Genomic DNA, 21615 nt, shown 5'->3' with positions numbered 1-21615 from the left:
ATGACGTTCCACGCAATGATGGGTACGTGACCTCGCGCGAGGTTGGAGTTTTCCAATTGAGCTGCGGGCCTCCGGCGCACGATCACAACTTAAAAATTCCATATGCGATAGCCCTGCCCGCCAGGGGGAGGTTGCAGCGCGAAGCGCTGACGGAGGGGAAGGATGGGGCGGGAGCGTCGTAACAAGGCTTCTGCCCTGTCCGCCCCCTCCACCGCCCGGCTCCGCCGGGCGGTCCCCCTCCCCCTGGCGGGGGAGGATTAGGAGCTTACCAGTTCGAGGTAGGTGTCCAGCACGGTCTGGTTGGCGGTGTCCCAGCGATAGGTTGCGGCGCGCGCGACGCCGGCGGCGCCCATCCGCGCCTTGAGCCCCGGTTCGGTGACGATGCGCTCGATCGCATCCGCATAGCCGGCGATATCGGTCGGCTCGACCAGAAATCCCGTCACGCCATGCTCGACGAGGTCGACCGCGCCGGTCGCGCGCGCGGCCACCACCGGCACGCCGGCGGCCATCGCTTCGGTGGTGACGTTGCCGAACGTCTCGGTAATCGAGGGGTTGAAGAACACGTCCAGCGACGCGACCGCGCGGCCGAGGTCGTCGCCCGACTGGAAGCCGGCGAAGATCGCCCCCGGCGCCTGCTGCGCGAACCAATCCTGCGCCGGGCCCTTGCCGATCACCAGCACCTTGTGCGGCACGCCGCGGCGGGTGAGGTCCTTGATCACCTCGGCGAAGACGTCGAGGCCCTTTTCCTTCACCAGCCGGCCGAGGAAGCCGACCGCGATCTCGTCGTCGCCGATCCCCAGTTCGCGCCGCCACGCGAGGCTGCGCCGTTCGGGAACGAAACGATCGTGGTCGATGCCGCGCGACCAGATCGTGATCGGCGTCGTCACCCCCCATTCGCGCAGCAGCGCGCCCATGCTGGGGCTCGGCGGCATCACCCGGTCGACGCGATTGTAGAAGCGCCGCATCAGCGCCTTGATCCACGGTTCGACGAAGCCGATCCGATAATAGCGGAAATAGGTCTCGAACCGGGTGTGGAAGGAGGCGAGGCTGGGTATGCCGTTGCGCCGCGCCCAGCTCACCGCGCCATGGTTGAGCAGGTCCGGCGCGGAGACGTGGACGAGATTGGGGGCGAAGGCTTCGAGATCGGCGCGGGTCCGGGCTGGCAGATAGCGGCCGAGCAGATATTCGGCGCGGCCGCCCGGCATCGGGATCGCCGGCACCGAGACGAGGTCGCCGGTCGGCGGGAAAGCGGGCGGATCGATCGTCGGCGAATAGACGCGCACCGTGACGCCCTGCGCCAGCAGATGCCCGACGAGCAGGTTCAGCGCCTGATTGGCACCATCGCGCGTGTAATTGTAATTGCCGCTGAACAGCGCGACACGAAGATCGGAGGGTTGCATGCTGCCGCCGGCCATAGCGGCGCGATTGCGGCGTGACTATGTCGGCGGTTCAACAGCCAAGGGTGTCGCCGATGACCGATTTGTCCGCCTTTCCGATCACGCAGCGCTGGCCGGCGCAGCATCCCGATCGCATCCAGCTCTACTCGCTGCCGACGCCGAACGGCGTCAAGGTGTCGATCATGCTGGAGGAGACGGGGCTGCCGTACGAGCCGCACCGGATCGACTTCGGCCAGGACGATCAGAAATCGGCGGCGTTCGTCTCGCTCAACCCCAATGGCAAGATCCCGGCGATCCTCGATCCCGACGGGCCGGGCGGACAGCCGTTCGGCCTGTTCGAGAGCGGCGCGATCCTGCTCTATCTCGCGGAGAAGAGCGGGCAATTCCTGCCGATCGACCCGGCCGGGCGGTGGCAGGCGATCCAATGGGTGATGTTCCAGATGGGCGGGGTGGGGCCGATGTTCGGGCAGCTCGGCTTCTTCCACAAATTCGCCGGGCGCGAATACGAGGACAAGCGGCCGCGCGATCGCTACGTCGCCGAAGTGGTGCGGTTGCTGGGGGTGATCGACGCGGCGCTGGCGGGCAAGGACTGGCTGCTGGGCGCGGATTATTCGGTGGCGGACATCGCGCATCTCGGCTGGGTGAATGCGCTGGTCGGTTTCTATGAGGCGGGCGAGCTGGTCGGGATCCACCGGTTCGCGAATGTGAATGCATGGCTGGCGCGCGGGCTGGCGCGGCCGGCGGTGCAGCGGGGGTTGGCGATTCCGGGGTGATCTCTTCGTCTTGATCGAGCGTGCCGCATGAGTGACGCGTGTCTTCCTCCCCCTGACGGCGGAGGACTTGGGTGGTGCTTTACCGTTAGGGAACGGTGACGCGGCGCGGATCGCGGCTGATCCTTCCCGGTACGGGGAGGGGGACCGCCGGAAGAGCCGGTGGTGGAGGGGGGCTTCCTCGGGGAACGGCGTTTGGGGAAGCCCCCCTCCGTCACGGCTGCGCCGTGCCACCTCCCCGTGCCGGGGAGGAGTTGGAACGCGCTCCCCGCCGAAGGTCCGGACGGACCCGCCCCGAAATCTGTTCCCTTCCCGTTCTCCTCCGCCTATATTGCCGGGCATGGCGAAACCGCAGAAACGATATGTGTGCCAGGCGTGCGGATCGGTGTCGCATCGCTGGGCGGGGCAGTGTGGCGATTGCGCCGAATGGAATACGTTGGTCGAGGAGGCGGCGGCGGTGGTCACGCCGTTCCAGGCCAAGCACGACCTGCGCACCGGCGGGCGATCGTTCGAGCTGGTCGGGCTCGACGCCGATATCGTGCTGCCCGAGCGGATGGCGACGGGGATCGCCGAACTCGACCGCGCGCTCGGCGGCGGGTTCGTCGAGGGGTCGGCGACGCTGATCGGCGGCGATCCCGGCATCGGCAAGTCGACGCTGCTGTTGCAGGCCGCCGCCAAGCTGGCGCTCGCCGGCAAGAGCGTCGCCTACGTCTCGGGCGAGGAGGCGACCGATCAGGTGCGGCTGCGCGCGCGGCGGCTCGGCATCGGTCATGCGCCGGTGCAGCTCGCCGCGGCGACCTCGACGCGCGATATCCTGACGACGCTGTCGATGGGGCCGCCGCCCGCCTTGCTCGTGATCGATTCGATCCAGACGATGCATTCCGACCTGATCGAAGGCGCGCCCGGCACCGTCAGCCAGGTGCGCGCGTCGTCGCAGGAGCTGATCCGCTTCGCCAAGGAACGCGGCACGGCGCTGGTGCTGGTCGGCCACGTCACCAAGGACGGGTCGATCGCCGGGCCGCGCGTGCTCGAACATATGGTCGATACCGTGCTCGCGTTCGAGGGCGAGCGCAGTCATCAATATCGCATCCTGCGCGCGATCAAGAACCGCTTCGGCGGGACGGACGAGATCGGCGTGTTCGCGATGCAGAGCGAGGGGCTGGCGGAGGTGTCCAATCCCTCCGCGCTGTTCCTGACGCAGCGCGACGAGGGGGTGACGGGGACGACGGTATTCCCCGCGCTGGAAGGGACGCGGCCGGTGCTGGTCGAGATCCAGGCGCTGGTGGTGCGGCTGGCGAGCGGGGCGACGCCGCGGCGTGCGGTGGTCGGCTGGGACAGCGGCCGGCTGGCGATGATCCTCGCGGTGCTCGAGGCGCGGTGCGGGCTGAGCTTCTCCAATGCCGAGGTCTATCTCAACATCGCCGGCGGCTATCGCGTGCAGGACCCGGCGGCGGACATGGCGGTAGCGGCGGCGTTGGTCTCCGCGCTGTCGGAGCGGCCGGTGGCGATCGACGCGGTGGCGTTCGGCGAGGTCGCGCTGTCGGGCGAGATCCGTCCGGTGGCGCATGGCGCGTTGCGGCTGAAGGAGGCGGGCAAGCTCGGGTTCGAGCGGGCGTTGGTGCCGGCGGCGGTGGCCAAGGAGGAGAGCGCGCTGCGGCTGACGGGGTTTCGGACGCTGGGCGAGTTCGTGGATCATATGTTGGGGCGGTGAGCGGGGGGGCGTCGTCGGTCCGCTTGGTCCTCGACCTCCCCATTCGTCATCCCGGCGAGGGCCGGGACGCATGGACACGCCGCCGCCAGCGACGGCAAGCACCATCCACCGCCCGCCACCATGGGTCCCGGCTTTCGCCGGGATGACGAAGGAGGGGGGATGACGAATTGGGGCCGGACGAAGAAGGGGGAACCTCGACGGCAGGGGCCACGAACGACGGCCCCCACCACTACCAAGGACTAGCGCCTCCGGCCGCGCATCCCTATTCCCTTTGGCATGGCGCTGACCGCTCTCGACATCATCGTTCTCGTCGCCGTGCTGGGTGCGGCGTTGCTCGGGCTCAAGCGCGGCTTCGTCACCGAAGTGCTGTCGCTGTTCGCCTGGGTGGCGATCGTCGCGATGCTCAAGCTGTTCCACGTCGCGCTCGCCGCCAAGCTCGCGGGCACGATCGGCACCGCGTCGGGCGCGGCGGTGGCGGCGTTCGTGGTGATCGCCGGCGGCACCTATGTCGGCGGCAAGCTCGTCGCCAATGCGATCGGCAAACGCACGCGCCAGTCGATCCTCGGGCCGGTCGATCGCGCGCTCGGCTTCGGTTTCGGCGCGCTCAAGGGGCTGATCATCGCCAGCCTCGGCTTTCTCGTCGCGGCGCTGCTGGTCGATACCGCGCGCGGCGGCCCGTCGCAGCGGCCCGACTGGATGACGCATTCGCGCTGCTACAACCTGCTCAACGCGACCAGCGCGGGGATCGCCGATTTCGTCGACCGGCGGCGGCGCGGCCTGCCGGTGTTCGGCGCGCGGCAGAGCCTTCGATCCGACGATGCCTCCGACAATGCGAGCAGCCTGAAATGACCACGCCTCTCTACAATGCCGAGATCCTGCGGCTGGCGGCGTCGATCCCGCATCATGCGCGGCTCGACCATGCGCAGGCGAGTGCGGAAAAACGCTCGCCGATCTGCGGCAGCCGGGTGACGGTGGACGTCGGCGTCGGCGACGACGGCCGGGTCAGCGAGGTCGGGCTGCTGGTGCGCGCCTGTGCGCTGGGGCAGGCGTCGGCGTCGCTGCTCGCGCGCGAAATCCTCGGCAAGACGCCCGAGGAACTGGCGGCGGCGCGCGATGCGCTGACCGGGTGGCTGGCGCGCGAGGGCGATCTGCCGGACTGGCCGGGGCTCGACGTGTTCGCGCCGGCGCTCGATTATACCGCGCGGCATCCCTCGATCCGGCTGGCGTTCGAGGCGGCGGCCGAGGCGGCGTTGGCGGCACGCGAGGCGCATGCGCATGCATGAGGCGGCGGGCGGCGCGTCGATGCTGCGCGACGGGGTGATCCTGCTGGGGTTCGGGCTCGGCTTCGTGTTGCTGTTCCGGCGGCTCGGGCTGGGTGCGACCTTGGGCTTCCTCGTCGCCGGTGCCGTCGTCGGGCCGCATCTGCTCGGCCTCGTCGGCGATGCCGAAGCGAAGATCGGGGTCGCCGAGCTCGGCATCACCTTGCTGCTGTTCATCGTCGGGCTGGAGCTCAACCCGACCCGGCTGTGGCGGATGAAGCAGGAGATTTTCGGGCTTGGGCTGATCCAGGTGGTGGTGTGCGGGCTGGCGATCACCGCGGTCGTCTGGGGCGCCGCGCATTTCTCGCCGACCGCGGCGCTCGCGCTCGGGCTGCCGCTGGCGCTGTCGTCGACCGCGCAGGTGCTGCCGCTGCTGCAATCGTCGGGGCGGCTGCGCACGCCGTTCGGCGAGCGGGCGTTCTCGATCCTGCTGTTCCAGGATCTGTCGATCGTGCCGTTGATCACGATCGTCGCGGCGATGAGCCGCAACCCCGCCGATGCCGGCGGGCCGCCGGGCTGGCTGCTGGCGCTGTACACCGTCGCGGCGGTGGGCGGGCTGATCCTCGCCGGGCGGTTCGTGCTGCGGCCGCTGTTCCGGCTGATCGGCAATCTGGGCGAGCGCGAGATGTTCGTCTTCGCCGCGCTGTTCACCGTCATCGCCAGCGCGGCGGTGATGGAGGCGCTGGGCCTGTCGACCGCATTGGGCGCGTTCATCGCCGGCGTGATGCTGGCGGACAGCCCGTACCGGCACGAGCTGGAGGCGGATGTCGAGCCGTTCCGCTCGATCCTCCTTGGCCTGTTCTTTCTCGCGGTCGGCATGATGCTCGACCTGCACGCGATCGCCGAGCGGCCGCTGTTCGTGGCGAGCATGGCGCTGGCGCTGATCGCGACCAAGACCGCTGTTATCATGGGGATCGGCCTCGCGTTCCGGATGACGTGGCGCAGCGCGCTGGCGCTCGGCGTGCTGCTCAGCCAGGGCGGCGAGTTCGGCTTCGTCTTGTTCGCGCAGGCGCAGCAGGGCCTGCTCGTCGCGCCCGAGGCGGCGAGTTTGTTCGGCGCGATCATCACCGTGTCGATGGCGACGACGCCGTTCCTGATGGGCGCCACCCGCCGCTTCCGCGAGGAGCCGGTCGCCAAGGACCAGGCGCGCGACGGACCCAAGGCCGACGGCGCCAATGCGATCATCGTCGGCTACGGGCGGTTCGGCCAGACGGTGGGGCAGATGCTGCTCGCGCAGAAGATCCCGGTGACGCTGATCGACCGCGATATCGAGATGATCGACATCGCCGGCGAGTTCGGCGCCAAGGTCTATTACGGCGACGGCACCCGCCTCGACCTGTTGCGGCAGGCGGGCGCGGCCGAGGCGGAGCTGATCCTGTTCTGCATCGACGGCGACCAGATCGAGCCCGATACGCTGGAGGGGGTGCACGAGGCGTTCCCCGATGCCGCCATCTATGTGCGTGCGTTCGACCGGCGCGCACTGGTCAAGCTCAAGAAGTCATCGGGCGTGTTCGTCGTGCGCGAGGTGCTCGAATCGGCGGTGAAGATGGCGCGCGTCGCGATGCGCGACCTCGGCATCGCCGGCGCCGAGATCGATCGCGCTGAGGAAGCCTATCGCGCGCGCGACAAGGAGCGATTGCGCATCCAGATCGAGGCGGGCGATATCCGCGCGGCGCGGTCGATGGTCGCCGAGCAACAGCCATGGGGGAATGATCCGCGATGATCGTGGCGATACTGGCAGCGCTGTCGGGCGCGATCGCGGTGGCGGCGGGCGCGTTCGGTGCGCATGGCGCGAGCGGGCCGGCGGTCGAATGGCTCAAGACCGGCGGCCATTACCAGTTGATCCATGCGGTGGCGGCGCTGGTCGCGCTGCGCTGCGAGGCGCGCGGGCCGGCATGGCTGTTCGTCGTCGGCGGTGCGGTGTTCGCAGGCACGCTGTACCTGATGGCGCTGGGGGCGCCGCGCTGGTTCGGCGCGATCACGCCGATCGGCGGCGCGCTGCTGATCGGCGGCTGGCTGTGGCTGGCGTGGTCGCTGCGCGGCGCCTGAGCCGTCAGACCAGCGGGCGGCCGCGCGTCGGGTCGTAGCGGACGATCTCACGCAGGCTGACCAGCGTCTCGAACAGGCGGACGTCGTCGTCGGCGGCGAGCACCGCGTCGGAGAAATGCTGATAGGCCTCGATCGTCGGCACCGCGACGATGAGCAGGAAGTCGGTCCGGCCGGTGACGTTCCAGGCGCCGATCACCTCGGGCCGCTGCTGCATCTTGCGGGCAAAGGCCTGTTCGGCGCGCAGATTGCTCTGATGCAGCTCGACGAGGACGTGGATGGTGATCGACGGTTGCAGCCGGCCGGGATCGACGATCGCGACGTCGGCGACGATTACGCCGGTGCTGCGCAGCCGCCGCAACCGGCGCAGCACGGCACTTTCGGAAAGGCCGATCCGCTCGGCCATCACGCGTGCGGGCATGAGAGTATCACGCCGCACGAGGTCGAGAAGCCGGTGGTCGAAGGGATCGAGCGTAACGGATTCGGTCATCTTCCGCCAAATAACGCCGCGATCCGTCACGCGACACCGGAATCGAGCGACCGCCGTCGCGCGGCCGCCGCTAGAAGACGGGTATGACGACCCGCTTTCAACCCGGCGCGACCCACCGCCTGCTGCCCTATGCCGCGCTCGCCGCATCGATCACGACCTTTTGCGTCGGCACGTCCTTCGCCAAGCGCCTGTTTCCGCTGGTCGGTGCAGAGGGGACGAGCGCCTATCGCGTCGGTTTTTCGGCGATCGTCCTGCTCGCTTTGGTGCGGCCATGGCGGTTCGGGCTCGCGCGCGGGGATGCGGCGCGGATCGTGCGCTACGGCGTGGCGCTGGGATCGATGAACCTGTGCTTCTACATGGCGCTGCGGACGTTGCCGCTCGGCCCGACGATCGCGATCGAGTTCCTCGGGCCGCTGTCGGTATCGCTGTTCCACGCACGTCGGCCGGTGCATGTCGCGATGGCGGCGCTGGCGGTGGCTGGGCTGGCGCTGCTGCTGCCGCTGCGCGTTGGCGCGCAGGCGCTCGATCCGGTCGGCATCCTGTTCGCGCTCGGCGCCGCCACTGGCTGGGCCTGCTATATCGTCTTCGGCAAGCGGACCGCCCATCTGCCGACGGGGCAGGCGGTGGCGTTCGGCATGGCGAGCGCGGCGCTGTTCGTCGTGCCGATCGGCATCTATCACGCGGGGGCGCTGCTATTGACCCCGGCGTGGATCGGGCTGGGGCTGATCGCCGCGCTGCTGTCGAGCGCTATCCCTTATTCGCTGGAGATGGTCGCGCTCAAACATATTCCGGCGCACAGCCTCGGCGTGCTGCTCAGCCTTGAGCCCGCGGTGGGGGCGGTGGCGGGTGCGGCGTTGCTCGGCGAGACGCTGACGCCGGCGCAATGGGGCGCGATCGCGATGGTGATGACCGCATCGATCGGCATGATCGCCGCGAGCGAGCGATAGGCGGCTTTGGGATCAATCGGGGGTGGAGCGATGGACATGACGATGCAAACCCAGGACCCGCGCTTCGAGGCCTTGCTGGCGGCGGAGGACCGGGCGCTCGCGCTGCTTGAGGTGATCGAGACGCGCGGGCTGATCCGGCCGGGGCGCAGCGAGCGCGAGATCGAACAGGACATTCGCGGCATCGCGCGCGAGGCGTTCGGCGTCGCGCGCGACTGGCACAAACGGATCGTCCGCGCCGGCCCGAATACGCTGGCGATCGCCGCCGACAATCCGCTGATCGCGACGGTGCAGCCGGACGATATCGTCTTTCTCGACCTCGGCCCGGTATTCGGCACCTGGGAGGCCGATGTCGGGCGGAGCTATGCGGTCGGCGACGATCCCGCCAAACACGCGCTCGTCGCCGAACTGCCGCGCCAGTTCGCCCTGATCGAGCAACGGCTCGCGGCGGAGCCCGACATCACCGGCGCGGCGCTGTACGACCATGCCTGCGCCTGTGCGGCGGCTGCGGGCTATCGCTTCGGCGGGCGGATCGCCGGGCATATCGTCGCCGAATTCCCGCACGCGCGCCTGCCCGGCGAGCGGCAGGCGCATCACATCAGCCCGGCCAACCCGCTGCCGCTGAGCGATCCCGACGCGTTCGGCCAGCGGCGCTATTGGATATTGGAGGTGCATCTGGTCACCATCGACGGTGCGTTCGGCGGCTTCTACGAGCGGCTGGCGCGGGGGTCAGCGCCGGTGCGCAGCGGGGGGCGGTGACTGGATCGATGGATGGTCGTTTGCCGGGTTCGGCTTTTGCGTTCGGTTCTCCCGTCTCAAGCCTCCGGAGCGATGTCGATCGTTCGAAGAAGTAGGAATTTTTCGCGCTGAGGCGCGGAGGACGCGGAGGACGCGGAGGAGTAGTGTTTGACGCAATTTGACCTGCGATCTCGACGGCTCGTGGGGCGCATCGTCGCAACGACGGACGCGACACCTCCGCGTCCTCCGCGTCCTCTGCGCCTCTGCGCGAAACCCGATCACGGCGTCGCAGCGTTGGTGGGAAACAGCCTTCGCGGATTGGAGAGATCGTCATCCCGGCGAACGCCGGGACCCATGGACACGCCGCGTCGGCGATAGCGTGTTTCGATTGCCTCGGCTGTCGCGAGATCTCTGCGAAGGTCGGCACGTGCCGTATCGAGGCCGTACCCCGGCGGAGGCCGGGGCCCGGTTGGGTGACATTCGTGGTCACTTACGACGGGTTTCCCAGCTGGGCCCCGGCCTTCGCCGGGGTGCATGAGGGGTTCCGCGTTGGCGGAGAGGACGAACGGCGCGGGACGGCGCATCCCCCGCCCGAGCCTCACCCACCGCAAAGTTTTTCTTCGCCCTTAGTCATAGGCTTGATCGGCTATGCTGCACCGCACGCGCAACAGCGCAGCGAATACGGACCGAATATAGGGGGTCATCGTGACGATCATCAGCGAACTTCTGCTCGCGGCGAGTTCCGCCGCGCTCGCGGCGCAAGCCGCACCCGCGCCCGCCCAGCAGGACCAGCCCCCCGCGGTCGCCGAACCCGCGCAGGCCGCGCCCGTCGCCGACGCCGCGGCGCAGCGCAATGAGGGCGACGACATCATCGTCACCGGCACCCGCACCGCCGGGCGCAGCCGCCTCGACAGCGTCGCGCCAGTCGACGTGCTGAGCGGCGCCAGCCTGCAGCGGCAGGGGACGACCGAATTGGCGAGCGCGCTCGCCGCGATCGCGCCGTCGATCGACTTCCCGCGTCCGTCGGCGACCGACGGCACCGACGCGATCCGCCCGGCGACGCTGCGCGGCCTGTCGCCCGACCAGACGTTGGTGCTGATCAACGGCATCCGCGCGCACGCCTCGTCGCTAGTCAACACCAACGGCAGCGTCGGCCGCGGCTCGGCGGCGGTCGATCTCAATACCGTGCCGACCGTCGCGCTTGACCGGATCGAGGTGCTGCGCGACGGCGCCTCGGCGCAATATGGCTCGGATGCGATCGCCGGGGTCATCAACCTGCGCCTGCGCGAGGCGCGTAGCGGCGGCGGTGGCTCGGTCACCTACGGCTTCTACGACACGCAGGTCGACACCGCCAACAACCGCCGCGACGTGAAAGGCGAACATGCCGTCACCGCCACCGCCTGGCAGGGCATCGGCTTCGGCGACGACGGCTTCATCACCGTGTCGGGCGAATATTCCAAGCGCCAGCCGACCAACCGCGCCGACCTCGACACCCGCGTGTCGCCGCGCCGCGTCACCGGCCGCTACGGCGATCCCGAGGTGGAGCAATATACCGGCTTCGTCAACGCCGGCACTTCGCTGACCGACAACCTCAAGCTCTACGCCTTCGGCGGCTATCAGGACCGCGACAGCCGCAGCGCGGCCTTCCCGCGCGTGGTGTCGGTCACCCCCGCCGCGTCGGCCGCCGCGCTCGCGCTGCTCACCCGTGCGGGCTATCCCGATGGCTTCCTGCCGATCATCAACACGAAGTCGAAGGACATCAATTCGGCAGCCGGCATCCGCGGCGACGTCGGCGGCTTCAATATCGATCTCTCGCTCAGCTACGGCCGCAACCGGATCGACTATCGTACGCTGAACTCGGCGAATTATGCCTATGGTACTGCGACGCCGCGCAACTTCTACGACGGCGCGACGATCTACGACCAATATGTCGCCGGCCTCGACGTCACCCGTCAGTTCGACGTCTTCCAGTCGCTCAATGTCGCCTTCGGCGTCGAGGGACGCCGCGAAGGCTACAAGATCCTCGCCGGTGAGCGCGCATCCTATGATTATCCGGCGGATGGTACGGTCACCGGTATCCCGACCACGACGACCAATGCAACGCCGGGCGCGCAGGGCTTCGGCGGCTTCTCGCCCCTTAACGAGACCAAGCGCAGCCGCCGCAACGGCAGCGCCTATCTCGACCTCGAGGCGCAGGTCACCGACCAGTTCCTCGTCGGTCTCGCCGGCCGGTTCGAGGATTATTCGGACTTCGGCTCGACCGCGACGGGCAAGGCTTCGGCACGCTATGACATCACGCCGTGGTTCGCGCTGCGCGGCACCGCCTCGACCGGCTTCCGCGCGCCGTCGCTGCAGCAGCAATATTTCACCCAGATCGCCTCGGTGGTGACCAACGGCGTGCCGGTGCTGACCGGTACCTATCCCTCGACCAGCCCCGTCGGCACCGCGCTCGGCGGTCTGCCGCTCGAACCCGAGAAGTCGACCAATTTCTCGGCCGGCACCGTGATCCGCGCCGGTGGCTTCGACCTGACGATCGACGCCTATCGCATCCATATCCGCAATCAGATCGGCCTGTCGGAGAACATCACGACCTCCGCCGCCCAATCGGTCGCGGTCAACACCGCGATCGCCAGCTTGCTCGCCTCGACCAACACCGGTGCCGCGGCGGCGCGTTTCTTCATCAACGGCCTCGCCTCGACCACCAAGGGGATCGACGCGGTCGCGCATTACCGGCTGGCGACCGACACCGTCGGTGCGTTCGACCTCACGCTGGCGGGCAACGTCAACAAGGTCGACGTGACCCGCGTGCCGACCTCGACCGCGACGCTCGACCCGGCGCCGACGCTGTTCGCGCGCAGCCGCATCCTGACGCTGGAACAGGGCACGCCGGGCGAGAAGGTGACGGGGCAGATCGACTGGTCGCTCGACCGGATCGGCGCGCTCGCCCGCGTGACCTATTACGGCGACGTCAACCAGCCGGGAACGCTGGCCAGCGGCGACGTCCATACCGGCAAGCATGCGATCACCGATCTCGAACTGCGCTACGCCACCCCCAAGGGCGCGCAGATCGGGCTCGGCGTCAGCAACCTGTTCGACGTCTATCCCGACCGGACGATCGCGGCGAACAATTCGACCGGCGTGCTGGGCTTCCCGTCCTATTCGCCGTTCGGCTTCAACGGCCGCTATCTCTACGCCCGCGCCGGCCTCAACTGGTAGGAGGGCAGGGGGCGGGGGCTACAGGCCCTCGCCACCCACCCATTGCGCATTGGCCAGCCGCCGCGCGAGCGTCCAGTTCTGCTGGCGGATATCAGGCACCGCGACCACTTCCCACAGCCCGCCGCGGGTCATCGGGCCAATGCAGAACAATTGCGGGTCGGCGATCCCGTTGCGGCCGATCACCTGCGATTGCGCATCGACGTCGAGGCCGATCCGCAACGGGTCCGGCTGGATCAGCCCCTGGCCGAGCAGGTCGCGCAGCAGCGGCTCGTCGGAGCGCATCAGATCGCCCTGCGGCCCGGTGCAATTGACGATCCGCGCCACACGCGTCTCGACCCCGTCGTCGGACCCGCGCGGCCGCCAGCGCACGCGTGCGCCGCTGCCGTCCGCGCTCGCCCCCGCCAGCTTGCCCGCCGCGAAGCGGAGCCGCCCGGCGGCGCACAAAGCGTCGACCCGCGCCGCCACCGCCGGCGCGAGCCGGTGGCGATGCACGTCCCAATAGGGCCGCAGGTGGCGCAGGAATCGCGCCCGCGTCGCCGCGTCCGCCGCCCCCCACATCATCTGCGTGATCGGCCGCAGCTCGTCGACCGCGGCGCGCCAGCCGACGATCGCGGCGCGGCTGCGGACGTGGCGCACCAGATGCGACAGCGTCCCCGCCGGCCGCTCGCGCAGGCCCGGCTGCGGCGGCGTATCGGCATGCGGCCGCGGCACCAGCCCGCGCCGCGAGACCGCGACGATCCGCCCGCCGAACCCCGCCGCCTCCAGCAGCAGCGCCGCGTCGATCGCGGTCAGCCCGGTGCCGATCAGCAGCACATCATCGTCCGGCCCCAGGCCCGCCGTGATGTCGCCCGCCCAGGGGTCGGCGCGATAGCAGCCGTCGGGCAGCTTTGCCGGGTCGAGGCCGGGCGGCGTGTGCGGCGGCAGATTGCCGATCGCCAGCACCGCGACGTCCGCAGCGATCGCAGCGCCCGCGTCGAGCGTCAGCGTCACGCCCCCCGCGTCACGCGCCAGCGCCACCACCGCGCCCTCGACCAGGGTCAGTCGCCCGGGATGCGCCGCCACCGCCGCGTCGAGCATCTCGCGCAGATATGCGCCATAGATCCGCCGCGACACGAAGGTCTTGGCGTCGCCCAGCGCCTTGGCCTCCAGCCAGCGGACGAAATGGCCGGGATCGTCGGGCAGCGCGCTCATGTTGCCGGCGCGGACGTTAAGCAGATGCTCCTCGTGCGCCGCGCTATAGGCGACGCCGCGCGCCATCTGCGTCGGACGGCGCTCGATCAGCGTCGCGCGTGGCCCGTCGTGGCGCATCAGGTTGATCGCGAGCAGCGTCCCCGAAAAGCCGCCGCCGATGATCGCGACGTGATCGCCGGCGCGGGTCGGGTCGGTCGTCGCTGTCACTGGCCTGTCTCCTGCAAGCCCGCCCCCTAATCGCTGTGTGCCGTTGCGGCAACGGGCGGGCGGTGGACATCGCCGGGGACGGTGGCCATGGTGGCGACGGTTGGGACGACGGAAACGGAGCAGGACTCGGGCGGATGACGGTGACGACGGATGACGGGGTGCGGGCGAGCGCGGGCGGCGCCGCGCAGCGTCGCGCCGGCCGGCCGAGCCGCAAGGAGGCGCAGGCGATTGAGGCGCTGATCCTCGACGGTACGATCGCGGCGATGCGCGACGCGCGCTACGCGACGCTGTCGATCGATGCGCTGGCGCAGGACATCGGCGTCACCAAACAGACGATCTACCGCCGCTTTCCCAGCAAGGACGCGCTGATCGACGCCGCGATCCGCCACAAGATGGACCAGATCCACGCCTTCGCGCGCGACACCGCCGACAGCGTCGCCGAACCGATCGCCAGCCTGCGCACCTTCGCGCGCCATATGTTCGACATGATGCTCAAGCCCGAGAACGTCGGACTGGCGATCTTCATCGACCACGCCTCGCTCACCGACGCCGCCTTCGCGCGCCGCCGCCAGCAATGGCACGTCATGCTGATGGCGCCGATGAAGAGCGCGATCGCCACCGCGCAGGCGCAGGGCCGGCTCGACGCGGGCGATGTCGAGGGGATGGTCAACATGCTGTTCGACCTGCTCGCCGGCCCGGTCAACCGCATGCGCTACAGCGTCGCGCCCGACGTCGCGCTGGAGGGATTGTGCGAGGATCAGGCGTTCGCGGCGCGCTTCGACGTCTTCCTGCGGCTCTACGCGCCGGTGTTGCCGGGATGCTGCACCGCAAAATAAAAAGGAACCGGTCAGTATTGTAATCGTTCGATACCTGCCTCTATGGGCTCGCGACGCCCGCGCCGACACCGTTCGTCCCCGCGCCCGTCCAGTCTGTCTCGTGTCGAGTGATGAACCGCATGACCACCGCCGCTTTGCCGCCCGACGTGCTCACCGAACGCGGCTTCATCGCCGCGATCGACGCGGTGCTGCCGTCGCTTCGCCGTTATGCCCGCCACCTCAGCCGCGACCAGGGCGACGGCGACGACCTCGTCCAGGAGACGATGGCGCGCGCCTGGGCGGCCCGCACCCGCTTCCAGCCGGGCACCAATTTCCGTGCCTGGCTGTTCCGCATCCTGCGCAACCTGTTCCTCAGCGACCGCCGCCGCGGCGGCCGCAGCGTGTCGTGGAACCCCGATATCGACGACGACCGGCTGGTGACCCCCGCCGATCAGGAATCGGGCGTCATGCTCGCCGACCTCGACGCCGCGCTCGACAGCATCACCCCCGGCCAGGCCGAGGCGTTGGTCCTCGTCGCGCAGGAGGGCCTGTCCTACGAGGAGGCCGCGGTCCGCCTTGGCGTGCCGATGGGGACGGTACGCAGCCGCGTCTTCCGCGCCCGCGCCGCGGTGATCGACCGCCTCGCCGGCACCGCGCCGACCCCGGCGACGCTCCCCCCGCCGGCTGCGCTGGGCGAGGGCTATCGCCGCTGGAAGCACGCCGGCACCGGGATGATCGGCTAGGGGTAAATCGACACTAGTGAAATTCCTCCCCCGCCAGGGGGAGGTGGCGCGGCGAAGCCGTGACGGAGGGGAGGACGCGGAACAGGCGTGTCGCTTACCTCCCCCTCCGTCATGCCTTCGGCATGCCACCTCCCCCTGGCGGGGGAGGAATTATCTGATAGACCCCCGAATGTCGGGTGCCACTACGAGGGGCTGTGGAAGGACCAATGGGCCTCGCGTCCCAGGCCGTGCTTACCCCGCCCCCGCATCCCCGAGCGGCGGCGGCACCGCCACCCATTCCACCCGCTGCGGCACCGTCCCCAATTCGATCCCCTCGTCGCGCATCCGCCGCAGCAGCGTCAGCAGCACGTTGCTGCGCGCCTCGCCGGTGCTGCGCGGGCTGGCGACATGCGCGAGGCAGTTGAACAGGATGCGGCCGTCGCCGATGCCGTCGATCAGCACCGCCGGCGCCGGCGCGTCGAGCACCATCGGCTCGGCGACGAACGTCTCCAGCACGATCGCGCGCACCCGGTCTGCATCGCTGGCGATCGGCACCGAGAAATGGATCTGGATCCGCCCCATCGGCCCGGCCAGCGTCTTGTTGAGCACCGATTTGGTGATCAGCTCCGAATTGGGGACGATCAGCGTCGAATGGTCCGCCAGCTCGATCTCGGTCGAGCGCACGCTGATCCGCTTGACGTCGCCCTCGTCGGTGCCGACGCGGATCAGGTCGCCGATCTTGATCGGCCGCTCGGCGAGCAGGATCAGCCCGGAGACGAAGTTGGAGGTGATCGCCTGCAGGCCGAAGCCGATGCCGACCGACAAAGCGGACAGCAGCAGCGCGATCCGCTCCATGCCGATGCCGAGCGAGGCGAGCGCCCACACCACCGCCAGCGCGATCGCAAGATAGCGCGCCACCAGCCGGATCGAATTGCGCACGCTGCTGTCGAGGTCGGTGCTCGGCAGATAGCGATGGTCGAGCCAGCCGGTGAATTGCCGCACCAGGAACAGCCCCAAGGCGAGCACCGCGACGAAGCGGATGATCGTTCCCGGTGAGATCGCGATGCCGCCGACCTCGACGCCGCGCGCCAGCCCGCCGACCCGGTCGAGGAACGAACCGAAGCCCGCGCCGAACGGATAGAGCAGCAGCCCCAGCGCGACGACGATCACCGCCAGCCGCAGCACCGCCGACAGCAGTACGCCGAACTGGTCGACCGCGCTGCCGCTGATCCCCATGCCGTGGCGCAGCGTCAGCCCGACGCGGCCGTCGCGCTGGAACAGGCTGGTCGCGACATCGTCGATGACCACCATCAACAGATAGGTGCTTACCCCCAGCAACGTCGCCCAGATCACCGCCTGGGTGATCGTGATCGCCAGCCCGACATAGCCGATCAGCAGCGCCAGTCCCGCGCCGGCGACGACCAGCCACACCGCCAGCGTGATCGCCCCGACGCCGGCGCTTGCCGCCGCCTCCGCCTCGCTCTCGCCGTCCTCCGCCTCCGCCGCGCGCAGCCGGCCGATGATGACCAGCGTGCCCGCGATCAGGATAAGGTGGACGATCACCTCGACCACCTGCGTACCGAGCAATGCCGTCGGGCTGACCCCGGCGGTGACGTTGAACCGGTTGACGAGGATGACGACGAAGGTCAGCGTCGCGAACGCCCAGGCCACCGGGCGCAGCGCGGTCGCGGTGGCATCGGTCAGCGTCGTCACCCGCCACGACGGCTGCCGCGCCATCAGGAAGGCGGCGCCGACCGCCGCGGTCAACCCGCTGAACGCCGCCGCGAGCACCAGCGCATCGGCCAGCGCGTTCCACGCCGGCGCGAGCACCGCCGACCAGCGCAGCCCCTGCACGAAGAGGAAGGCGGCGGCCATCGGCATCGCCGTGCCGATCAGCACCCGCCACAGGGCGTTGGCCGAGCGCCGCACGCGATGCCCCGGCGCGTCGGCGATCAGATAGCGCTGGCCGATCCGGCGCAGGAACTGCCGCACCGGGATCAGCATCACCAGCGCCAGCAGCGTGCCGAGCAGCGCGCCGATCGGAAAGCCGCTGCGCAGCCCGATGTCGATCTGCGCCCATTCGCGGCCGAGGAAGGTCGACACGCGCCGGCTGTCGCGCGGCAATGCGGCGAACATGTCGCTCCAGAAATGCGGCGACAGCGGGGAGGGGGTGCGTACCGCGATCCGCTGGTTGATCTCCTCGGCCTGCGTCTCGTCGATCTCGGTGACGAGCTGCCCCGCCTCGACCGCGACGAGCTGCCCGCGCTTCGCTTTGGAGTCGAGCGCGCTGCGTGCCTGTGCCAGCGCGCGGCGCTCGGCGCGGATGTCCGGCGCCTCGACCACGCCGGCGACCGGTGGCCCGAGCCCGGCGATGCGCGCATCGACCAGCGCGAGCTGGCTGCGCAATTGTTCGGCCGCCTCGCGCGCGTCGCTCTGCGCGCCCAGCGCCTGATCGCGCAACGTGCCGCGCGTCTCACGATCGACCTTGCCGTCGAGCGCCTTGTCGACGGTATCGAGCGCCACCTCGGCCCCGGCGAGCTGCCGGCTCGCGGTCTCGACCGGCGTGGTCTGCGCGGCGGCTGGTAAGACAAACGCCAGCGCAACCAGCGCCAGCATTGCCACCCACCACCTCCACACCAATGCCGTCATCACGCCCTCCGTCGAATCACGCCGGTCTACGGGCAGACACGTAACAAAGCGAGCGGATCGCGATAACGCAACAACCCCGTCGGTACGCCGCTGAAGCACCCGATCTGCTTCTCTCGCCGGCAAATGCGAGCGTCAGGCGCTGCGGCTCTGCATCGACGTTTCCGGGCCTCTACTTTTCACGACGCAGAGCTATGTCGTGATAGCCTTGTGGATGGAAAGCAAACCAGGCGATGGCGAAATCATCCGCGTGATTGATCAGAAATTCACATACTGCCTGCATGACGCCATAAGGAATAATCTCAAGTGGCGACCATGAGGTAAAATCATTGAATATCAGATAGCCGCCCGGCCTCACTTTGTCCCAAGCCGCAGCGATATCTCTTGTTACGCTATCATAATCATGGCCGGCATCGATATATATCCAGTCGAAACTGCTGCGGTCGAAATCTTCGAGAACAAGCCACGATATGCCTTCGTGGAGGATAACCTGAGACGATGAAACGTAAGGTTCAAACCAGAGTTTGTCGAAGAGGGTGTAATTCGAGTCGATGAGATGGAGCTGTGCTGGCTCTGCGACCTGAAGCATATGCTTTGCGAAGGCGCCTCGTTGTGTGCCGACTTCCACGCCACGTCCGCCCTTCGGCAATCTCGCGATGAGGGTTTCCCGATTTGGCAGAAGGGTCGCTTTCTCCATAACGGCTTCCGGCAGCGTCGGAGGCGAATTGCCGGCGAAGCTCAGGATCGGAAGTTGTTGCGTGCCGGCGTGATAGGCCAATATGGCAGCTTGAGAGGAGATAATGGAGGCGTGAACCGCTTCGCCCAGTCGTCTTTCCAATTGTGCAACGAAATTGGCCAATTCAACTTGATTGATTTCATTGGGCATGAGGTTGCACCATCCTTTACGCAGCTCGACAAGCAAAAGTTGCGGTTACATGCCGGCGGCAGCCGAAAGGTCGGCGTGTAGCAAGCGGGTGACCGCATTATGCTGCATTATAGAGCGGTTCGGATCGGCATTACGTCGGTCGCTGGATTTAACGATCGGCGGCCACAGCTAGCAGTAAGCGAGGGCTGATTTGTGCGAAAATTCACCGTAAGCGATGCTACAGGTAAACTGACAGGCGGCTCGTCCTCTGTCCTGAAGCCTTTGGAATCAAACGCCGGGATCGTCTGGACGCCGCGGCGGGGCGGGGCGGTGCTCGACCACCGCCCGGCACCCCGTCACCGCCAGCCGGCGTCCATCCAGTAATTGTGCGCCGTGCACATCCGCGCATCCTCGGACGCGAGGAACAGCACCAGCGCGGCGATGTCCTCGGGCTCGATCCGCCCGTCGAGGCATTGCGCCGCGACGATCTCCGCCTCGCCCTCGGGCGTGTACCATTTCTCCTGGCGGGGCGTCTTGACGTTGCCCGGCACCACCGTGTTGACCCGGATGTTGTCGCGGCCGAGGTCGCGGGCGAGGCTGCGCGTCAGTCCCTCGATCGCCGCCTTGGCGGTCTGGTAGAGGACGAGGTCCTCCAGCCCGAGGTGCCAGCTGATCGACCCGAAATTGATGATCGATCCGCCGCCCGCCGCCTTCATCGCCGGGATCACCGCCTGCGCCGCGAAGAACTGGTGGCGCAGATTGACGTTCATCCGTTGGTCCCAATAGGCCGGCGTCACCTCGGCAACCGTGTGTCGATCGTCGTTCGCGGCATTGTTGACCAGCACGTCGACGCCGCCCAGCTCCGCCTGCAAGGCGGCGAACACCGACGCCAGCGCGTCGACATCGGTGAGGTCGAGCCGGCGGAACACCGGCACGTGCGCGACATCGCCCAGCCGCTCGACCAGCGCGCGGCTGTCCGCCTCGGCGACGTCGACGAAGGCGACCTTGGCGCCCTGTCGCGCGAACGCCTCGACCAGCCCCGCGCCGATGCCCGAACCGCCGCCGCTGATGATCACCCGCTTGCCGCGCAGCGAGGGATAAAGCGCGCGCCGGTCGTTGCTGTCCACTGTCGTCTCCGTCGTGAGGGTCATGCGAGCAACCCGCGGCCGGCGAGATTGCGGATAAGCGAGGTCAGGCCGAACCGCCACGGCGGCGCGGCCTTCGAGGTGCTGACCGTGTTGACCAGCCGGCCGAGCCGCGGCGTCTCGATCGCCACCATGTCGCCAATTTTATGGGTGAAGCCCTGGCCGGGCACTTCGCGGTCTTGCGTCGGCGCGAACAGCGTGCCGAGGAACAGCACGAGGCCGTCGGGATACTGATGCTCGCTCAACGCCTGGCGCAGCAGCTCCTCGGGATCGCGGCTGATCTGGTTCATCGAGCTGGCGCCGTCCAGCGTATAGCCGTCGGTGCCCTCGATGCGCAGCGTGATCTCCGCCCGGCGCACGTCGTCCATCGTGAAGTCGGCGTCGAACAGCCGCACGAACGCGCCCAGCGAGCAGGAGGCGTTATTGTCCTTCGCCTTGCCGAGCAGCAGCGCCGACCGCCCCTCGAAATCGCGCAGGTTGACGTCGTTGCCCAGCGTCGCGCCGACCGCGCGGCCATCGGGGCCGGCGAGCAGCACCACCTCGGGCTCGGGGTTGTTCCACGTCGAGTCCGAGCGGATGCCGACGTCCGCGCCCCAGCCGACCGTCGCCAGCACCGGCGCCTTGGTGAAAATCTCGGCATCGGGGCCGATCGCGACCTCGAGATATTGCGACCACAGACCCTCGTCGATCAGCGCCTGCTTGAGCGCCGCCGCCTCGGGCGAGCCGGGCACCACCGCGCGCATGCTGCCGCCGATCCGCCCTTCCAGCCGGCTGCGCACCTCGGCCGCCGCGCCGGCATCGCCGCGCGCGCGCTCCTCGATGACGCGCTCCATCGCCGACACCGCGAAGGTGACGCCCGCCGCCTTGACGCATTGCAGGTCGATCGGGCTGAGCAGCCGCGGCAGTCCGTCCACCGACAGGCCGATCGCGTCGAGCGCGCCGATCTCCTCGCCCTGCGCGTGATCGAAGGTGCCGCCGGCGACCAGCTCGGCGACGGTGGGGGCGACGCGCGCCATGTCATAGGCGATGCCGTCGACGACCAGCACCGGGCTCGGACCCGCGCCCAGATCGATGCGGCCGAGCCAGCGCGCGCTGCGCCAGTCGCTGCCGAGCGCGTCGGCGGGGTCGAAGGATATCGGCATTGGGCTCTTCTCCGGATCGGACGCGCCGGCCGATCGGACGTCGGTCGGCGGGCGCGGCGGTGACGCTGGCCCTGACGGCACGGCGACCGGCCCGGCGGGCGGGACATCGCCGATGCCCTCGCCCTTGCCGCGGCGTTCGCCGTCTTCCATCTCTCCCAGCTCGTTATCGCTACCATTAGCTTGCACAATCCGCGCCGCAAGCCGAAAGACACCGGGCCGACTAACCCCGCGCGTGCGCGCGGCGGGCCGAT

18 protein-coding genes are annotated in these 21615 nt (G+C 68.9%); 11 read left to right on the top strand and 7 right to left on the bottom strand.

Features of this window, described 5'->3' with window-relative positions; translation table 11 throughout:
- Positions 1–257 precede the first annotated feature (257 nt).
- Positions 258–1415 carry a glycosyltransferase family 4 protein gene (locus ACLBWH_RS01660; RefSeq protein WP_447796299.1) on the bottom strand — a complete coding sequence of 386 codons (1158 nt, stop codon included), beginning with the start codon at positions 1413–1415 and terminating at the stop codon, positions 258–260.
- A 56-nt stretch (positions 1416–1471) separates the two neighbouring features.
- Between ACLBWH_RS01660 and ACLBWH_RS01655 the strand changes: the two genes are divergently transcribed.
- The 6 genes from ACLBWH_RS01655 (at position 1472) to ACLBWH_RS01630 (ending at position 7246) form a co-directional block, all read left to right on the top strand.
- The gene (locus ACLBWH_RS01655) at positions 1472–2170 is read left to right on the top strand and encodes a glutathione S-transferase N-terminal domain-containing protein (protein ID WP_447796298.1); all 699 of its coding nucleotides are present in this window, start codon (positions 1472–1474) and stop codon (positions 2168–2170) included.
- A gap of 337 nt (positions 2171–2507) precedes the next feature.
- Entirely contained in the window at positions 2508–3878 is a 1371-nt protein-coding gene (gene radA / locus ACLBWH_RS01650; RefSeq protein WP_322848037.1) for a DNA repair protein RadA, read from the top strand.
- A 276-nt stretch (positions 3879–4154) separates the two neighbouring features.
- Positions 4155–4727, top strand: coding sequence for a CvpA family protein (locus tag ACLBWH_RS01645; RefSeq protein ID WP_447796296.1), 573 nt, complete (start codon positions 4155–4157; stop codon positions 4725–4727).
- Positions 4724–5161 carry an iron-sulfur cluster assembly scaffold protein gene (locus ACLBWH_RS01640; protein ID WP_322849097.1) on the top strand — a complete coding sequence of 146 codons (438 nt, stop codon included), beginning with the start codon at positions 4724–4726 and terminating at the stop codon, positions 5159–5161. The genes ACLBWH_RS01645 and ACLBWH_RS01640 overlap by 4 nt, the downstream gene beginning before the upstream one ends.
- Positions 5154–6920, top strand: coding sequence for a cation:proton antiporter domain-containing protein (locus tag ACLBWH_RS01635; protein ID WP_322849098.1), 1767 nt, complete (start codon positions 5154–5156; stop codon positions 6918–6920). The genes ACLBWH_RS01640 and ACLBWH_RS01635 overlap by 8 nt, the downstream gene beginning before the upstream one ends.
- Entirely contained in the window at positions 6917–7246 is a 330-nt protein-coding gene (locus ACLBWH_RS01630; protein ID WP_447796294.1) for a DUF423 domain-containing protein, read from the top strand. The genes ACLBWH_RS01635 and ACLBWH_RS01630 overlap by 4 nt, the downstream gene beginning before the upstream one ends.
- A 4-nt stretch (positions 7247–7250) precedes the next feature.
- Here ACLBWH_RS01630 and ACLBWH_RS01625 read toward each other — a convergent pair whose 3' ends face one another.
- Positions 7251–7733 carry an Lrp/AsnC family transcriptional regulator gene (locus ACLBWH_RS01625; RefSeq protein WP_322849100.1) on the bottom strand — a complete coding sequence of 161 codons (483 nt, stop codon included), beginning with the start codon at positions 7731–7733 and terminating at the stop codon, positions 7251–7253.
- An 83-nt stretch (positions 7734–7816) separates the two neighbouring features.
- On the opposite strand from ACLBWH_RS01625, the gene ACLBWH_RS01620 reads away from it, so the two are divergent.
- The 3 genes from ACLBWH_RS01620 (at position 7817) to ACLBWH_RS01610 (ending at position 12631) form a co-directional block, all read left to right on the top strand.
- Positions 7817–8680, top strand: a complete 864-nt coding sequence (locus ACLBWH_RS01620; RefSeq protein ID WP_447796292.1) for an EamA family transporter — start codon at positions 7817–7819, stop codon at positions 8678–8680.
- A gap of 36 nt (positions 8681–8716) precedes the next feature.
- Positions 8717–9436, top strand: coding sequence for a M24 family metallopeptidase (locus tag ACLBWH_RS01615; protein ID WP_447796290.1), 720 nt, complete (start codon positions 8717–8719; stop codon positions 9434–9436).
- Positions 9437–10120: 684 nt separating this feature from the next.
- Entirely contained in the window at positions 10121–12631 is a 2511-nt protein-coding gene (locus ACLBWH_RS01610; RefSeq protein WP_447796289.1) for a TonB-dependent receptor plug domain-containing protein, read from the top strand.
- 18 nt (positions 12632–12649) lie between these two features.
- On the opposite strand, the gene ACLBWH_RS01605 is transcribed toward ACLBWH_RS01610, so the two are convergent.
- The gene (locus ACLBWH_RS01605) at positions 12650–14029 is read right to left on the bottom strand and encodes an FAD/NAD(P)-binding protein (RefSeq protein WP_447796287.1); all 1380 of its coding nucleotides are present in this window, start codon (positions 14027–14029) and stop codon (positions 12650–12652) included.
- Positions 14030–14163: 134 nt separating this feature from the next.
- On the opposite strand from ACLBWH_RS01605, the gene ACLBWH_RS01600 reads away from it, so the two are divergent.
- Together ACLBWH_RS01600 and ACLBWH_RS01595 are read left to right on the top strand one after the other, a co-directional pair.
- A complete protein-coding gene (locus tag ACLBWH_RS01600) occupies positions 14164–14865 on the top strand; it encodes a TetR/AcrR family transcriptional regulator (RefSeq protein ID WP_447796285.1) in 702 nt (233 codons plus the stop codon).
- A gap of 119 nt (positions 14866–14984) precedes the next feature.
- Positions 14985–15587, top strand: coding sequence for an RNA polymerase sigma factor (locus tag ACLBWH_RS01595; RefSeq protein WP_447796283.1), 603 nt, complete (start codon positions 14985–14987; stop codon positions 15585–15587).
- Between the two features lie 231 nt (positions 15588–15818).
- Here ACLBWH_RS01595 and ACLBWH_RS01590 read toward each other — a convergent pair whose 3' ends face one another.
- The 4 genes from ACLBWH_RS01590 to ACLBWH_RS01575 all read right to left on the bottom strand — a co-directional run bounded on the left by ACLBWH_RS01590 (position 15819) and on the right by ACLBWH_RS01575 (position 21364).
- Complete coding sequence (locus ACLBWH_RS01590; protein ID WP_447796282.1) at positions 15819–18215, bottom strand: DUF3772 domain-containing protein; 2397 nt, start codon at positions 18213–18215, stop codon at positions 15819–15821.
- A 169-nt stretch (positions 18216–18384) separates the two neighbouring features.
- Positions 18385–19098 (bottom strand): class I SAM-dependent methyltransferase, encoded by a 714-nt coding sequence (locus tag ACLBWH_RS01585; protein WP_322849109.1) that lies wholly within the window; start codon positions 19096–19098, stop codon positions 18385–18387.
- Positions 19099–19433: 335 nt separating this feature from the next.
- A complete protein-coding gene (locus ACLBWH_RS01580; protein ID WP_447796279.1) occupies positions 19434–20228 on the bottom strand; it encodes an SDR family NAD(P)-dependent oxidoreductase in 795 nt (264 codons plus the stop codon).
- On the bottom strand, positions 20225–21364 hold the full coding sequence (locus ACLBWH_RS01575) for a fumarylacetoacetate hydrolase family protein (RefSeq protein ID WP_447796277.1): 1140 nt from the start codon (positions 21362–21364) through the stop codon (positions 20225–20227). Before ACLBWH_RS01575 ends, ACLBWH_RS01580 begins: the two co-directional genes overlap by 4 nt.
- Positions 21365–21615 lie beyond the last annotated feature (251 nt).

It is taken from the genome of Sphingomonas sp. M6A6_1c (assembly GCF_053345135.1).
The sequence above is the reverse complement of the archived record's forward strand: the minus strand, read 5'-3'. Positions and strand labels throughout refer to the sequence as shown.

Excerpts from the sequence above, each read along its gene's own strand:
- ACLBWH_RS01620 (WP_447796292.1), top strand. The coding sequence starts at position 7,817 with ATGACGACCCGCTTTCAACCCGGCGCGACCCACCGCCTGCTGCCCTAT.
- ACLBWH_RS01635 (WP_322849098.1), top strand. The coding sequence starts at position 5,154 with ATGCATGAGGCGGCGGGCGGCGCGTCGATGCTGCGCGACGGGGTGATC.
- ACLBWH_RS01645 (WP_447796296.1), top strand. The coding sequence starts at position 4,155 with ATGGCGCTGACCGCTCTCGACATCATCGTTCTCGTCGCCGTGCTGGGT.
- ACLBWH_RS01655 (WP_447796298.1), top strand. The coding sequence starts at position 1,472 with ATGACCGATTTGTCCGCCTTTCCGATCACGCAGCGCTGGCCGGCGCAG.
- ACLBWH_RS01575 (WP_447796277.1), bottom strand. The coding sequence starts at position 21,364 with ATGCCGATATCCTTCGACCCCGCCGACGCGCTCGGCAGCGACTGGCGC.
- ACLBWH_RS01585 (WP_322849109.1), bottom strand. The coding sequence starts at position 19,098 with ATGCCCAATGAAATCAATCAAGTTGAATTGGCCAATTTCGTTGCACAA.
- radA (WP_322848037.1), top strand. The coding sequence starts at position 2,508 with ATGGCGAAACCGCAGAAACGATATGTGTGCCAGGCGTGCGGATCGGTG.
- ACLBWH_RS01660 (WP_447796299.1), bottom strand. The coding sequence starts at position 1,415 with ATGGCCGGCGGCAGCATGCAACCCTCCGATCTTCGTGTCGCGCTGTTC.
- ACLBWH_RS01580 (WP_447796279.1), bottom strand. The coding sequence starts at position 20,228 with ATGACCCTCACGACGGAGACGACAGTGGACAGCAACGACCGGCGCGCG.
- ACLBWH_RS01615 (WP_447796290.1), top strand. The coding sequence starts at position 8,717 with ATGACGATGCAAACCCAGGACCCGCGCTTCGAGGCCTTGCTGGCGGCG.
- ACLBWH_RS01590 (WP_447796282.1), bottom strand. The coding sequence starts at position 18,215 with ATGACGGCATTGGTGTGGAGGTGGTGGGTGGCAATGCTGGCGCTGGTT.
- ACLBWH_RS01640 (WP_322849097.1), top strand. The coding sequence starts at position 4,724 with ATGACCACGCCTCTCTACAATGCCGAGATCCTGCGGCTGGCGGCGTCG.
- ACLBWH_RS01625 (WP_322849100.1), bottom strand. The coding sequence starts at position 7,733 with ATGACCGAATCCGTTACGCTCGATCCCTTCGACCACCGGCTTCTCGAC.
- ACLBWH_RS01595 (WP_447796283.1), top strand. The coding sequence starts at position 14,985 with ATGACCACCGCCGCTTTGCCGCCCGACGTGCTCACCGAACGCGGCTTC.
- ACLBWH_RS01600 (WP_447796285.1), top strand. The coding sequence starts at position 14,164 with ATGACGGTGACGACGGATGACGGGGTGCGGGCGAGCGCGGGCGGCGCC.
- ACLBWH_RS01630 (WP_447796294.1), top strand. The coding sequence starts at position 6,917 with ATGATCGTGGCGATACTGGCAGCGCTGTCGGGCGCGATCGCGGTGGCG.